13 protein-coding genes and 1 tRNA gene are annotated in these 13,789 nt (G+C 60.2%); 8 read left to right on the forward strand and 6 right to left on the reverse strand.

Annotated elements, in window-relative coordinates; genetic code table 11:
* Positions 1-46 precede the first annotated feature (46 nt).
* Positions 47-835 (forward strand): serine O-acetyltransferase, encoded by a 789-nt coding sequence (gene cysE, locus ACSQ8V_RS06405; RefSeq protein ID WP_436205238.1) that lies wholly within the window; start codon positions 47-49, stop codon positions 833-835.
* 69 nt (positions 836-904) lie between these two features.
* On the opposite strand, the gene ACSQ8V_RS06410 is transcribed toward cysE, so the two are convergent.
* The 4 genes from ACSQ8V_RS06410 to ACSQ8V_RS06425 all read right to left on the reverse strand — a co-directional run bounded on the left by ACSQ8V_RS06410 (position 905) and on the right by ACSQ8V_RS06425 (position 3,917).
* Positions 905-1,714, reverse strand: coding sequence for a UDP-2,3-diacylglucosamine diphosphatase (locus ACSQ8V_RS06410; RefSeq protein ID WP_436205239.1), 810 nt, complete (start codon positions 1,712-1,714; stop codon positions 905-907).
* Complete coding sequence (locus tag ACSQ8V_RS06415) at positions 1,711-2,208, reverse strand: peptidylprolyl isomerase (protein WP_213763243.1); 498 nt, start codon at positions 2,206-2,208, stop codon at positions 1,711-1,713. Before ACSQ8V_RS06415 ends, ACSQ8V_RS06410 begins: the two co-directional genes overlap by 4 nt.
* A gap of 152 nt (positions 2,209-2,360) precedes the next feature.
* Entirely contained in the window at positions 2,361-2,942 is a 582-nt protein-coding gene (locus tag ACSQ8V_RS06420; protein ID WP_031363942.1) for a peptidylprolyl isomerase, read from the reverse strand.
* A gap of 108 nt (positions 2,943-3,050) precedes the next feature.
* Positions 3,051-3,917 (reverse strand): tetratricopeptide repeat protein, encoded by an 867-nt coding sequence (locus ACSQ8V_RS06425; protein ID WP_436205240.1) that lies wholly within the window; start codon positions 3,915-3,917, stop codon positions 3,051-3,053.
* Positions 3,918-4,072: 155 nt separating this feature from the next.
* Between ACSQ8V_RS06425 and ACSQ8V_RS06430 the strand changes: the two genes are divergently transcribed.
* The 7 genes from ACSQ8V_RS06430 to ACSQ8V_RS06460 all read left to right on the forward strand — a co-directional run bounded on the left by ACSQ8V_RS06430 (position 4,073) and on the right by ACSQ8V_RS06460 (position 11,609).
* Positions 4,073-4,423 carry a hypothetical protein gene (locus ACSQ8V_RS06430; RefSeq protein ID WP_436205241.1) on the forward strand — a complete coding sequence of 117 codons (351 nt, stop codon included), beginning with the start codon at positions 4,073-4,075 and terminating at the stop codon, positions 4,421-4,423.
* On the forward strand, positions 4,386-5,804 hold the full coding sequence (gene cysS, locus ACSQ8V_RS06435; RefSeq protein ID WP_436205242.1) for a cysteine--tRNA ligase: 1,419 nt from the start codon (positions 4,386-4,388) through the stop codon (positions 5,802-5,804). Before ACSQ8V_RS06430 ends, cysS begins: the two co-directional genes overlap by 38 nt.
* 44 nt (positions 5,805-5,848) lie before the next feature.
* Positions 5,849-6,958: a DNA-3-methyladenine glycosylase family protein gene (locus ACSQ8V_RS06440; protein WP_436206602.1), complete on the forward strand. Its 1,110-nt coding sequence runs from the start codon at positions 5,849-5,851 to the stop codon at positions 6,956-6,958.
* Positions 6,959-7,077: 119 nt separating this feature from the next.
* Complete coding sequence (locus tag ACSQ8V_RS06445) at positions 7,078-8,049, forward strand: acetyl-CoA carboxylase carboxyltransferase subunit alpha (protein WP_213763236.1); 972 nt, start codon at positions 7,078-7,080, stop codon at positions 8,047-8,049.
* Positions 8,050-8,135: 86 nt separating this feature from the next.
* Positions 8,136-9,575, forward strand: a complete 1,440-nt coding sequence (gene tilS, locus ACSQ8V_RS06450; protein ID WP_436205243.1) for a tRNA lysidine(34) synthetase TilS — start codon at positions 8,136-8,138, stop codon at positions 9,573-9,575.
* 487 nt (positions 9,576-10,062) lie between these two features.
* Positions 10,063-11,313, forward strand: coding sequence for an aspartate kinase (locus tag ACSQ8V_RS06455; protein WP_213763232.1), 1,251 nt, complete (start codon positions 10,063-10,065; stop codon positions 11,311-11,313).
* 202 nt (positions 11,314-11,515) lie between these two features.
* Positions 11,516-11,609 (forward strand) — tRNA-Ser (locus tag ACSQ8V_RS06460).
* Between the two features lie 884 nt (positions 11,610-12,493).
* On the opposite strand, the gene ACSQ8V_RS06465 is transcribed toward ACSQ8V_RS06460, so the two are convergent.
* Both ACSQ8V_RS06465 and ACSQ8V_RS06470 read right to left on the reverse strand, forming a co-directional pair.
* The gene (locus ACSQ8V_RS06465; protein WP_213763230.1) at positions 12,494-12,880 is read right to left on the reverse strand and encodes an MAPEG family protein; all 387 of its coding nucleotides are present in this window, start codon (positions 12,878-12,880) and stop codon (positions 12,494-12,496) included.
* 41 nt (positions 12,881-12,921) lie between these two features.
* Positions 12,922-13,677 (reverse strand): alpha/beta fold hydrolase, encoded by a 756-nt coding sequence (locus ACSQ8V_RS06470; protein ID WP_436181226.1) that lies wholly within the window; start codon positions 13,675-13,677, stop codon positions 12,922-12,924.
* Positions 13,678-13,789: the final 112 nt, after the last annotated feature.

Consider the following 13,789-nt stretch of genomic DNA (forward strand, 5'->3'; position numbering starts at 1 on the left):
CGCGCATCCGAGAGTCGGCACCCGGTCACCCCACAGAGCCACCGCCATGTTTAACCGACTCCGCGAAGACATCGCCGCCATCCGCGAGCGCGATCCGGCCGCCCGCAGCGCCTGGGAAGTCGTGACGTGTTATCCGGGCTTTCATGCTGTCGTCCTGCACCGGATCGCGCACGCTTGCTGGCGCGCGGGCTGGCGTTGGCTTGGGAGGTTTGTCTCGCAGTTCGGGCGTTTCATGACGGGCATCGAGATCCATCCCGGCGCAACGCTTGGACGGCGGGTCTTCATCGATCACGGCATGGGCGTGGTGGTCGGCGAAACGGCGGAAATCGGCGACGATTGCACGATCTATCAAGGTGTGACGCTTGGCGGCACGTCGCTCGCGCGCGGCGCGAAGCGGCATCCGACGCTTGAGCGCGGCGTGATTGTCGGGGCGGGCGCGAAAGTGCTCGGCGGGTTCACGGTCGGCGCGGAGGCGAAGATCGGTTCGAACGCGGTGGTGGTGAAGCCGGTTCCGGCGGGCGGAACGGCCGTGGGTAATCCGGCTCGCGTGGTCATGCCGGCAGCCGTCAAGCCAGTGCAAAAAGGCTCCGCTATGCCTGAGCGCGCGGCGTTCTGCGCATACGGCATCACGCCAAACGCCGACGATCCGGTGTCGCTTGCCATCCACGGCCTGATCGATCACGCGTCTACGCAAGCGCATCGTGTGGATGAAATTGTGGCGGCGCTTGAGAAACTGGGCACGCGCATAGATGCGATCAGCGGCGTCGAGAATGCCGCATTTATCGACCTGAAGCGCCTCTCCGATGCAATGAAAGGCGAAGCAGCGCGTCGCTGAAAGCGAGGGCGGGTTCATCGGGCATTGGCCCAAAAGCCCGAAAGCACGCAGGAAACCTCCCGCCTGAATTCATTCCAGCGGCAATGCCCGAATACCATCAGCATCCACGCGCAGATATCCGCCGCGTGGCTCGCCGTGATCCAGTTCCCAATCAGGCATGACCCAGCGAACGCCATCTGCTTCCCGATGACGCGCGGGTAAATGCGTGTGGCCGTGGATCATCGTGTGGGTGCCGGTGCTCGCGAACAGCTTTGCCACCGCGTCGCGCGTCACGTCATATTTCGCCTGCGCCGGACGCATTCTTCCGTCTTCGCTGGTCGAGCGCATGCGCTCCGCAATCGATAAGCGCAGCTTCAGCGGCAAGCTCAAGAAGAGTTGTTGCGCAACCGGGTTACGCGCAAACCGGCGAAAGCGCTGATACGCGGGATCGGCCGTGCAAAGCGCATCGCCGTGGGCCACCACAATACGCGTGCCGAAGGCGGTGATAACAAAAGGATCGGGCAACGGCAGCGCCCCGGCGGCCCGCATGAAACGCTTGCCGAGCAGGAAATCGCGGTTGCCGTGCATCACATACAACGCAATGCCGCGTTCGGACAACGTATGCATCAACGCCGTCATGCGCCTCGCGAACGCGGCGCGCGGACCGGGTACCGACGCATCCAGCACATCGTCGCCCACCCAGAATTCGAACAAGTCGCCGAGGATGAACACCGAGTCGGCATCGTTCGCCGTCACCTCGATGAAATGCTCGAACGCCGCCACCGTGTGCGGAATGGCGTCGCTCAAATGGAGATCGGAAATGAAAAACAGCGGGCGCGCTGTATCTGTCGCGCCCGCTGTTTCGGCTGTTTCGATCACGCTGTGCGTCGAGTCGATCATTCCCCGGCGACGACAGCCTTTTCGATCACGACGTCATCCACCGGCACGTCCTGATGGAAACCCTTCGAGCCCGTCTTGACCTTGCGGATCTTGTCGACGATATCGAGGCCTTCCACGACCTTGCCGAACACCGCGTAGCCCCAGCCCTGCGGCGACGGCGACGAGTGGTTCAGGAACTCGTTGTCGCCGACGTTGATGAAGAACTGCGCCGTGGCCGAATGCGGGTCATTCGTACGCGCCATCGCGACGGAACCGTGCTCGTTCTTCAGGCCGTTGTTCGCTTCGTTGTCGATAGGTTCGTCCGTCGGCTTTTGCTTCATGCCCGGTTCGAAACCGCCGCCCTGGATCATGAAGCCGTCGATCACGCGATGGAACACGGTGTTGTCGTAGTGGCCTTTCTTTACGTAGTTCAGAAAGTTTTCGACCGACTTGGGCGCCTTCTCAGCGTTCAGTTCGATCTTGATGATGCCGTGATTCGTATGCAGTTCGACCATGATGAGTTCCTTTCCTTTTCAAGAGTAGATGGAGCAATACGCGATGCGCACGGCGTATGCCTGCTTCATGCCGGCTCGCCGTGAAGGCGAGCGGCTACGACTTGTTCCCCGACTTGGGCTTTTGTGGCCCGCTTCCAGGCTTATTCGCGAGCTTACTTACCGACCACACTAGCCGACTGGATCACGACGTTCGTTTGCGGCACATCGCCCATGGGCCCGCGCGTGGTCGTCGGCGTGCCTTCGATCTTCTTCACTACGTCCATGCCCGCGACCACCTTGCCGAACACGGCATAACCGTTGCCGTCGCCGTTGGGGTAATCGAGGCCGGTGTTGTCGACCGTGTTGATGAAGAACTGCGACGTCGCCGAATCCGGATCGCTCGTGCGTGCCATGGCGAGCGTGCCGGTCGCGTTCTTCAATCCGTTCTTGCTTTCAAGCGGAATGGGCGCGCGCGTGGGTTTCTCGACAAAACTGGTCGTGTAGCCGCCGCCCTGAATCATGAAGCCCGGAATCACGCGATGAAAAATCGTGCCGTTGTACTGGCCTGACTTTACATAGTCCAGAAAGTTGGCGACGCTTTTCGGCGCCTTCTCAGGATACAACTCAACCTTGATGTCGCCTTGCGAAGTCTTGAGCAGCACGGTCGGGTGAGCAGCAGTCTGCGACGACTGAGCGAAGGCGGGCGCCTGGGCGATGAGTGCAGCGCTGCCGAGCGCCAACAACAAACTTTTCATGAGTAATCGATCCTCTGGTTGGAGCAGCTACGGGTGAAGACTTGTCGAACGTTCAAATTATTCAGTTGCCTGGCCGTCTGAACGTTCGATCCTGCCGGATTATCGGAATTATGGATTCGTGGGCGCGAAGTAAGGCGTGGTCGAAAGCGGCACGCTGGGTCCGCCGAACGGCGAGTAAAGCGGCGACGACATGTCGTTAGTGTTGGACGTGGTACCCGATGTCGGCGCCGTCCAGTCATTAGAGGTTGCACTCGACGAAGACGCGGCCGTTGCCGATGAAGCCGCCGCCGGCGCCGAAGCGGCCGAACCATTCGACGCACCCGACGCGGCCGCTGCCGCTGCCGCCGCGGCTTCCGGACGACGTCGCGGCGGAGGCGACACGATCTTCTGAATGTCGCCCACGCGCTGTGTGGTCAACGGACTCTTCGATCCAAGCGCCTGCGCCCGTTTATACGATTCGCTCGCGAGCCGCAGATACAGATCGCCGAGATTTTCGTACGCCAGCGCGTAACTCGGATTGGCCTTCGTCGCCGTTTCGAGCGCTACGCGTGCTTCATCATAGCGGCCCTTCTTGGCATAGAGCGCGGCAAGATTGTTGTATGGCTCGGGCAGTTCGGGGTAGGCCTGGGTAAGCTCGGTGAACGCGCTTATGGCTTCGTCGTCCCGGTTCAAACGCGCGAGTACGGTCGCACGCTTGAACTTGGCCTGCACGTCGCGCGGGTTGGTCTTCAGGCGTGCGTCGAGCTGCGCGAGCGCGCTTGGCCATTGCTTCTGCGCAATAGCCAGGTCGATGGCGGGCGTGTCGTCCGCAGTGGCGGTGGAGACTTGTGCAAGCACCGGCGCAACTGGCAAAAAAGTTGCACCAAGTCCGAATGTGACGGTTGCAAGGGCGGTCGCCGCTAGCTTGGCAACGCTTGATGCGCGGCCGCTTGAAGGTTTCATAGGCTCTGGTCTGGATGTTATACTCCGACCCATTCTAACAAAACGTCTGCAACGTTCCGCTGAACGTCCAGACAGTCTTTACGCCACTCGCGGCCGCCTCCGTTTTGATCGCAGCGTGACCGTCATGTTTCTCGCGACGGCGCGCACGGTTCGCAGCGCTTCAAGTTCGAAGCCGGGCCGGGTCAAACATGTTGGACGTGCTGGAACTTGCTGGAACGTGTCACATCGCTGATGTTCGCGTCGACGTCGTTCTCGTTGCCGGTCTCATTGTCGTTTTCGATGTTGCTGTCGTTTCACGGCTACCTGTAGCATGGGCCGCAGCAGTGCAGAAAGCACCGCTGTCACCGTCGATATTGGCAGCCGGAAACGAACGCGAACGGAATGCGAACAACGCGGACATGCAGCACGCCGTCACAACCGCACAAGCCGTTACAACACAGCCGTCACAACACATTAGCCAGCAGTCGAAACACGGATGTCCCGGCCCACGCACCATCGCCTATGAACTCATTGCGCATCTACAACACGCTCGCGCGTGACAAGCAACCTTTCGTGCCGCTCCGTGCCGGAGAAGTGCGCATGTACGTTTGCGGAATCACAGTGTATGACTATTGTCACGTCGGGCACGCACGCATGATGATCGTGTTCGATATTGTCCAGCGCTGGCTTCGCACGCTCGGATACAACGTGACTTATGTGCGCAACATCACAGACATCGACGACAAGATCATTCGCCGCGCAGTTGAAAACGGCGAGTCGATCAAGGCGCTGACCGGGCGATTCATCCAGGCCATGTATGACGACCTCGATGCGCTCGGCGTCGCGCGTCCCGATCTCGAACCGCGTGCGACCGACTTCGTTCCGCAGATGCTGGGCATGATCCAGACGCTCGTGGAGAAAGGGTACGCGTATCAGGGGAAAGACGGCGACGTGAACTATGCGGTGCGCAAGTTCGAGGGCTACGGCAAGCTGTCGGGCAAGTCGATCGAAGACCTGCGCGCGGGCGAGCGCGTGGCTGCAAACGACGCGAAGCAAGATCCGCTCGACTTCGTATTGTGGAAACGCGCGAAGGAAGGGGAGCCGCCGGACACGGGCTGGGACTCGTCATGGGGACGCGGCCGGCCGGGCTGGCATATCGAATGTTCGGCCATGGGCTGCACCTTGCTGGGGGACCGTTTCGACATTCACGGCGGCGGTCAGGACCTGCAGTTTCCGCACCATGAGAATGAAATTGCGCAGAGCGAGGCTGCAACGGGCGTTCAGTTCGTGAACTACTGGATGCACAACGGCTTCGTGCAGATCGACAGCGAAAAGATGTCGAAGTCGCTGGGCAACTTCTTTACCATTCGTGAAGTCCTCGAAAAATTCGATGCGGAAGTCGTGCGTTTTTTTATTGCAAGGGCACACTATCGTTCGCCGCTCAATTACAGCGACGTTCATATAGAAGACGCACGTGGAGCGCTCACACGTTTGTATACAGCGTTGAAAGACGTGACGCCGGATGTCGCGCCGCTCGACTGGAACGAAGCGCATGCGCAACGTTTTCGCGCGGCAATGAACGACGATTTCAACACGCCGGTTGCGATCGCCGTGTTGTTCGAATTGGCGAGCGAAGTGAATCGATCGCAGGACACCGTGCTCGCACGTCAATTGAAGGAACTGGCCGCTGTGCTCGGGTTGTTGCAACGTGAGCCGCGTGCGTTTCTTCAGGACACACCGCGCAGCAGTCGCGAAAGTGGTGGCAAAGAGGGTGCAGAAAACCTCACGCCTGCCGATATAGACATGAAGATCGCCGCTCGTGTTGCTGCGAAGCAGGCGAAGAACTATGCCGAAGCAGACCGGATTCGCGCCGAATTGCTCGAAGCCGGGATTGCACTTGAGGACAAACCGGGCGGGTTGACCGAATGGCGCCGCGCTTAAGCGCCTCTCGTTCCCTTTGATCGATTCGCCAGGTAGGAGGCATGATGGCAACGGCCAGAAAGGCGCCGGCTAAACGAGCCGCGTCCGGTAGTATCGCGGCGCCCGCGAGCAAGGTCGCGCGGCGCGCGCAAGTGAAAACGTCGAAGGTGTCGACGCCCGAGGCGAAGCTCGTCAACGGTGCTGGCCACGACGGAGAACGCAAGACGGTGTCGAAGAAACGTGCGGTCAATGGCGTGGTCCATGACGCTGTCGCGAAAACGGCTAAAACGAACGGTCTCGTTCGTGCACGCAAGACAGTGCGGGCAACTGCGCCTTCAGGGTCACATAAGGTGTCATCCAAGGTGTCTGCCAAGAAGGTGAGCGGCGACACTAATGGCGTGCTCGACGTGAAAACCGATGAGGTAGACATTGGCGCCGACGCCACGCAGGCGCTCGTGCGCGCGCCGCAGAACGACGGCGAGATCGTCCGCAAGTCGCGTGCGATCACCGCCGAGAAAACCGTGCCGGTGCAGACGCCCGGGTTATCGGTGGAAGCGGCGCGTCCCGAGTATTGGGACAAGGCGTGCGCCGACCTCGTCAAGCGCGACCGTATTCTCAAGAAGCTGATTCCGAAGTTCGGCCCGGTGCATCTGATCAATCGCGACGATCCGTTCACCACGCTTGCGCGTTCGGTTGTCGGCCAGCAAATTTCCGTGACGGCTGCACAGGCCATCTGGAAGCGCGTGGAAGGTACGTGCCCGACGCTCGCGCCGCAGCAGTTCATCAAGGTGGGACCGGCGAAGTTGCAGTCGTGCGGGTTATCGAAGCGCAAGTCCGAATATATCCTCGACGTCGCGCAGCATTTCGTTTCGGGCGCATTGCACGTGGATAGCTGGACATCAATGGAAGACGAGGCCGTAATCGCGGAGTTGACGCAGATTCGCGGCATCGGCCGGTGGACGGCTGAAATGTTCCTGATCTTCAACTTGTCGCGCCCAGACGTCTTGCCGCTCGATGACCTCGGCCTGATCCAGGCCATCAGCGTCAACTATTTCAGCGGCGAGCCCGTGACCCGCAGCGAAGCGCGCGAAGTCGCGGCCAACTGGGAACCGTGGCGCACCGTCGCGACCTGGTACATGTGGCGCAGCCTTTATCCCGTCCCCGCCGATCACTAAAATTCCCCGGTCGCAGTTGCTGAGCTATTGATATCTTATAATCGATAGTTGCGACCCGAAATTTAGTGAGGCCGGCGCGGTTAGAATACGCGCTGCCCGATGCTCTAGGATTCGAACATATGAAGACCACGTTTCTGGATTTCGAACAGCCTATCGCTGAACTCGAAGCGAAGATCGAAGAATTGCGCTTCGTTCAGGACGATTCCGCTGTCGATATTTCGGAAGAAATCGAGCGGCTGTCGAAGAAGAGCCAGCAACTCACCAAAGATATCTATGCCAATCTGACCCCCTGGCAGGTTTCGCAGATCGCGCGTCATCCGCAGCGCCCGTACACGCTCGACTATGTGAATGAGCTGTTCACCGACTTCCACGAACTCCACGGCGACCGCTCTTATGCGGACGACCTGGCTATCGTCGGCGGCCTGGCGCGGTTCAACGGCCAGCCCTGCATGGTGATCGGCCAGCAGAAGGGCCGCGACACGAAAGAGCGCGCAGCGCGCAATTTCGGCATGCCGCGCCCGGAGGGGTATCGCAAGGCTGAGCGGCTCATGCGGCTTGCGGAGAAATTCGGCTTGCCGATTTTCACGTTCATCGACACCCCGGGTGCTTACCCCGGTATTGGGGCAGAGGAGCGTGGGCAGTCGGAAGCAATCGGTCGTAACCTGTATGTGATGGCCGAACTGAAGACGCCGATTGTGGCGACCATCATCGGCGAAGGCGGTTCTGGCGGTGCGCTGGCTATTGCCGTTGCTGACAGCGTGCTGATGCTGCAATTCTCAACGTATTCGGTGATTTCGCCCGAAGGCTGCGCGTCCATCTTGTGGAAAAGCGCGGCGAAGGCGCCGGAAGCGGCCGAAGCGCTGGGTTTGACGGCTCACCGGCTGAAGGCGTTGGGATTGATCGACAAGATCGTCAACGAGCCGCTGGGCGGCGCGCATCGCGATCCGAAAGGCATGGCTGCATTGCTGCGCCGTGCATTAGCCGATACGCTGCGCCAGTTCCACGGCATGAATGCGCTAGACGTTCGTGCGCGCCGCTTCGACAAGCTGATGGCGTACGGCAAGTTCAAGGAAAACCTGCCGGGTGCGTAAAGCTTGAGCGCGGCGCTCACGGTTTCCTCTGTGCAGTTTGCCCTGACAGGCTGCTGCCTTGAAGGCAGCTTAACAAGCCGACTCCCGTGACATCCTCCGACATTGACACTCCCGCCAGCCGCCTCGTGATCGATGCGGTGCGTGCGGCGTTCGCCGATGTGCCGGTCTCTCCTCGACCCTTCATCGCCGTTGCGTTCAGCGGCGGTCTCGACTCGACTGCGTTGCTCGATGCTGCGGTTCGATGTGGGGGGGCGTCACGTGTGATTGCGTTGCATATTCATCACGGCTTGAGTCCGAACGCCGACGCCTGGGCCGCGCATTGTCACGCGTTCGCACAAGCGCTGGGCATCAGGTTCGCGTCGCGTCAGGTCGACGTGGTGCGTGAAGGCGGCGAGAGTCTCGAAGCGGCGGCACGCGACGCGCGTTATCGCGCGCTCGACGCGCTGTGCGACGAGCAGGGCGCAAGCGCGCTTTGGCTCGCGCATCATGCCGACGATCAGGCGGAAACCGTGTTGCTGCAATTGCTGCGCGGCGCGGGCGTGGCCGGGCTTGCCGCAATGGCGCCGCAACGCGCCGACGGTGTCTCCACGCCTCGCGTGCGGCCGTTATTGCATCTGTTGCGCGCACAACTTGAGCATTACGCACATGAGCGCGATCTGCGCTGGATCGACGACGAATCCAACGCCGATACCCGCTATGCCCGCAACGCGCTGCGTCATGACGTGCTGCCGGCGCTCGCTGTGCATTTTCCCGGTTTTCGCGATGCGCTCGCGCGGACCGCGTCGCATGCGGCATCGGCGCAAAGGTTGCTCGATGAACTCGCGCGCATCGACATGACCTCGGCGCAAGGTAACGATGAGGGCGCGCTGGCCTTGTCAGCGGTACTCGCTTTCGACGATGAACGCGCGATCAACCTGCTGCGTTACTGGATGCGCTCGCTCGGATTGCAGGCGGCATCGGCGGCGCGTATTGGCGAGGTGCTGCGGCAATTGCGCGACGCCGCGGTTTCCCGCGACGGCCATGCGTTGCGCATCGATCACGCCGGGTCTTGCTTGCGGGCGTATCGCGATGCGATCTTCTGGGAAAAGGGCGATAGCGCGGACCCCGCCGATCTCGACGATGGCGCAAATCCCGCGCGCATGGCGAGCGTGCTGAACTGGGACGGCGAAAGTATCTGGCGCCTGCCGCATTGGCGCGGGACGTTCGTGTTCAAGCCCGCGCAGTCAAGCGACGCAGACGCGGTTTCCGAAGCCACGCTGCGCGCCGCGCCGCTTTGCGCGCGTTCGCGCGCGGGCGGCGAGCGCTTGCGCTTGAGTGCGGATGGACCCGGCCGGACCCTGAAAAACCTGTTTCAGGAGCGCGGCGTGCCGGGTTGGAAACGCGACGTCCCGTTGGTGTTTCTCGGCGAAACCTTGCTGTTCGTGCCTTCCATCGGCGTCAATCGGGCGTGCGTCGAAGTCAGCGGTGAGGGTGGCGAGCTTAGGTATAGGCGGATCGAGTGGCAGCCGGACCTGGTTATTGCCTGAACGGCTAGCCGGTGCGTTGGCGCGTTGCATCTGCGCCGGTCCCGGCGTGCGAAACTCAATCTGCCCCGATTTTTCAGTACTTTATACGCGGGAACAAATCCCGGTCGATTTTTCTTGTGGACGCCTGTAAGCGGCCTGCGCGCGGCCTGCCAGCGCCCCGCAAACGCGTCGAATCGCCCGTTCCGGCTTGTGTTTTGGGCCTCGATCGGGTACGTTTACCGGTTTCCCGCAACGCTTTTCAAGCAGCTTTTCCGTCCAGAAGACGCGTTTTTAGCCGCCAGAATTGCATTTTGCGCGCGAGCCAACCTTGCGCGTGCGGCTACCGCGCTTCGTCGTCACGCTTAAGTCGTCGATCGCACCGATCCAGGGTTTGCTTGTGTTTCTTCAAGCCGGCTTCTGATGCAATACGTGAAACACGTGCAGTCGTGCAGTACGCGGCGCATCAAACGGCGCGCCAGCGCGGCTTTTCCTCCTGTTCAAAACGACAATGGCACTCATCGTACATAAATACGGCGGCACTTCGATGGGCTCGGTCGAGCGCATCAAGAACGTCGCCAAGCGCGTCGCGAAATGGCACAGGGCCGGCCACAAGATGGTCGTCGTCCCGTCGGCCATGTCCGGCGAAACGAACCGCCTGCTCGGCCTCGCGCGCGAAATTACCGCTCATCCCGACCCGCGCGAACTCGACATGATTGCCTCCACGGGCGAGCAAGTCAGCGTCGGCCTGCTCGCGATTGCGTTGCAAGCCGAGGGTCTCGAAGCGGTCAGCTATGCCGGCTGGCAAGTGCCGATCAAAACCGATAGCGCGTTCACGAAAGCACGCATCAGCGACATCGACGGCACGCGTGTGCTCGCCGATCTCGACGCAGGCAAGGTCGTGGTGGTCACGGGCTTCCAGGGCGTCGATCCTGACGGGCATATCGCCACGCTGGGACGCGGTGGTTCGGACACGTCGGCAGTCGCGATTGCGGCGGCGTTGAAAGCGGACGAATGCCTGATCTATACGGACGTTGACGGTGTCTACACCACGGACCCGCGCGTGGTCGAAGAAGCGCGCAGGCTGGATCGCGTGACGTTCGAAGAGATGCTGGAAATGGCAAGCCTCGGGTCGAAGGTGCTGCAGATCCGTTCGGTGGAATTCGCCGGTAAATATCAGGTCAAGACGCGCGTGTTGTCGAGCCTGACGGACCCGTTGATTCCGCTCGAAACCGAAATGCGCTCGGGCACCCTGATTACTTTTGAAGAAGACGAGACCATGGAAAAAGCTGTTATCTCGGGCATCGCATTTCAGCGTGACGAAGCGCGCATTGCCGTGATGGGCGTGCCCGACAAGCCGGGTATTGCGTACCAGATCCTCGGACCGGTGGCCGATGCGAATATCGACATCGACATGATCATCCAGAACACGAGCGTGGACGGCAAGACCGACTTCACGTTCACGGTTGGCCGCGGCGATTACGCGCATGCCATGGAGATCCTGACGAGCCAGGTGAAGGACCACGTGAAGGCCGAGCAGGTGCGTGGCGATCCGAAGGTGTCGAAGGTGTCGGTGGTCGGCGTGGGTATGCGCTCGCACGTGGGTATCGCGAGCACGATGTTCCGTACGCTGGCGGAAGAGGGCATCAATATCCAGATGATCTCGACGTCGGAGATCAAGATCTCGGTGCTTATCGACGAAAAATATACTGAGCTCGCCGTGCGCGCGCTGCATAAGGTATTTGAACTCGATCGCGGCTAAGGGTACGCGGGAAACGGCGCGGGTGTGACAGCTTGCAGGGTGTTTTATGGCTGTAGTCGAAATAAGCGGCGCAATAGGCGTCGAAGCGCTGTTCGATGCAATTCACGAGATGAAAAATTTTGTCTCATGAAATTGACCCGCGTCGGCTAACCCGCTATTATCTTGGCTTCGTCGCGCTGCCTCCCGCGTGACAAAAAGTGCAGGAGACGTGGCCGAGAGGTTGAAGGTACTCCCCTGCTAAGGGAGCATCTGGGCTAAAACCTGGATCGAGGGTTCGAATCCCTCCGTCTCCGCCAGTCGATGGTTAAAAACCCCGTAGAATCAACGTTCTACGGGGTTTTTGTTTTCTACGACCTACAAATCAACCATCAAAATAGTGTCGGATTTTACAGGCCGTTAGCGGTACCTTCCGGAATACGCACCGAGTGATGCGGATCACCGGACCCGCAGAAAAGGAATCTTTTTTTGAGCCCTTCGCACGCTAACAGATGTTTCTGTTGACGGGCTGCGAGTCGCGGCCTATCTCGCTGTTGTGTTGCCATGCGCCGCCCGTCATCCCGAGCGCAACTCAAACGCCATGATCTAGCCTCAGCGCTAGACAGCAGTTTCTGTGCGGCGGCCAAGCCCTCCATCGAAGACAGCTGGCATATCCACTGATGGTCTCGGGCATCGACCTTGATCAGGAGATGGACGGCTGACGCTGCGACGCAGTCATCGGTCTTTACAGCCGAACTTTCGCTTTGGGTCGGGTCGCGTCAATTGCCGTTAGGCAGGGACCGGCCGAGGCCGTGTGAAAACGGAAAAACAATCGGTTTTCGGGTGTCGCTTTACCCTTCCCGAGGCGCTACCAAGCCGATATGGCGCGATCTGAAAGGTCGACCTGCGCAAGCTTCATGTCTAGCACGCGGTTTCACACGGCCTCGGCCATGAAGCGTCATTCGCCCGCGGCGTCGCTTGGACATTCAGAAGTCGTTTCCACACAGGCAGCGGCCATTCGCGATGGCGAACGTTGCATGATCGGCCTTAGCAGACGTCGATGTGATCGCGCAGGTAGAACTGCTATCGAACGCAGACCAACCACTCGATGAATGCCGTTACTTCTTCGGGATGCGATGCCGCAGGCGTGTGAACCCGCTGCACCGTAATCGTCGTGGCATTCATGTGCATGACAAAGAAAGCGCTAGAGCAACTGGCTAAGGATCATCGCAGTACCGACGAGGCTAGCGAGGTATGCCAAGGTACGAATTCCTTTGATACCAGCTAGGTAGCTAATAGCGTGAACAATACGCGCGCCAAGGAACAGCCACGCACCAGCTACCGTAATCGCATTCGATACACCGATTCCGCGCGCCACCAAAACCACGATGGCGAAAGGCACGAGGTTTTCCAGCAGATTACGGTGGGCGCGTATTCCGCGGCCAGCCATACCGGTCGGCTCGGGTGCGCCTTCACGATTGCCGGATATAACCGGCATGCCAACCTGCTTCGCATAGAGAGCCACGTAGATCAGCGGCAGAACAAGGCATAGCACACCCGAATCTACGAGAGCCAACAATTCACTGTTCATTCTGCATCCTATCCATTAGTTAGTTATTGGTCCGACTCGGGTCACTGTCCCTTCGCGGCCTGTTCGATAAGTGCAGCGACTTCGTCGGGATGCGACACCGGCGACGCGTGGCTCGACTGCAGCGTCACGGTCGTGGCATTCATGCGCTTGGCGAAGAAGGCTTCGGCTTGCGGCGGCACCATCAGGTCGTTGGCCGAGATCGCGTAGTACGTCGGCTTGAGATGCCAAGCCGCGACCGTCGCCGGAGCACCGAAAGCTGCACCGCTGATCGGCTTCTGTTTGGCCGCCAGCGCCTCGCCTTCGGCCTCCGGAACATCGCCGACGAAGACGTGCGCGTAGGCGGCGGAATCTATGGAAAGGAAGCCCTTGTCGTTGGGATGAATCGCCTTCAGACCTTCAGTCGGCGGGCCGTTCGACGTCAGCGCTTGCAAGGTTTCACCCTTGTCCGGCGCGAAGGCAGCAACATAGACCAGCGACTTGACCTTCGGACTGTCCCCGGCCTCACCGATCACGACGCCACCCCAGGAATGGCCGACCAGAACGGTCTCACCCTTTTGGGCTTCCAGCACCTTCCGGGTCTCGGCAACGTCGGCGTCGAGCGAAGTCAGCGGGATATCGACTTCCGTGACCTTGAAACCCTTTGCGCGCAACAGGTGCGCGACTTGATCCCAGCTTGATTTGTCGGTGAAGGCGCCGGGCACGAGCACGACGTTATGGGCGGTCGCGGCGGATGCGGCGAGAGGAGCGCCCACCGCCAACATGGCGACAAGGGCGGTACTGATGGCAGTGATTTTCATCTGGATGACCTTTCGATATGATGAGGGTTCCGGCAAATCGGAACATTTCTTGTCAATCGCTTCCAATGCAAGAATGTGATGGTGATTTCCTACAGAAACGCTTATATTTCCG

This window comes from Caballeronia sp. LjRoot31 (assembly GCF_964253885.1).
In the GTDB taxonomy this organism is placed as follows: Bacteria; Pseudomonadota; Gammaproteobacteria; order Burkholderiales; family Burkholderiaceae; genus Caballeronia.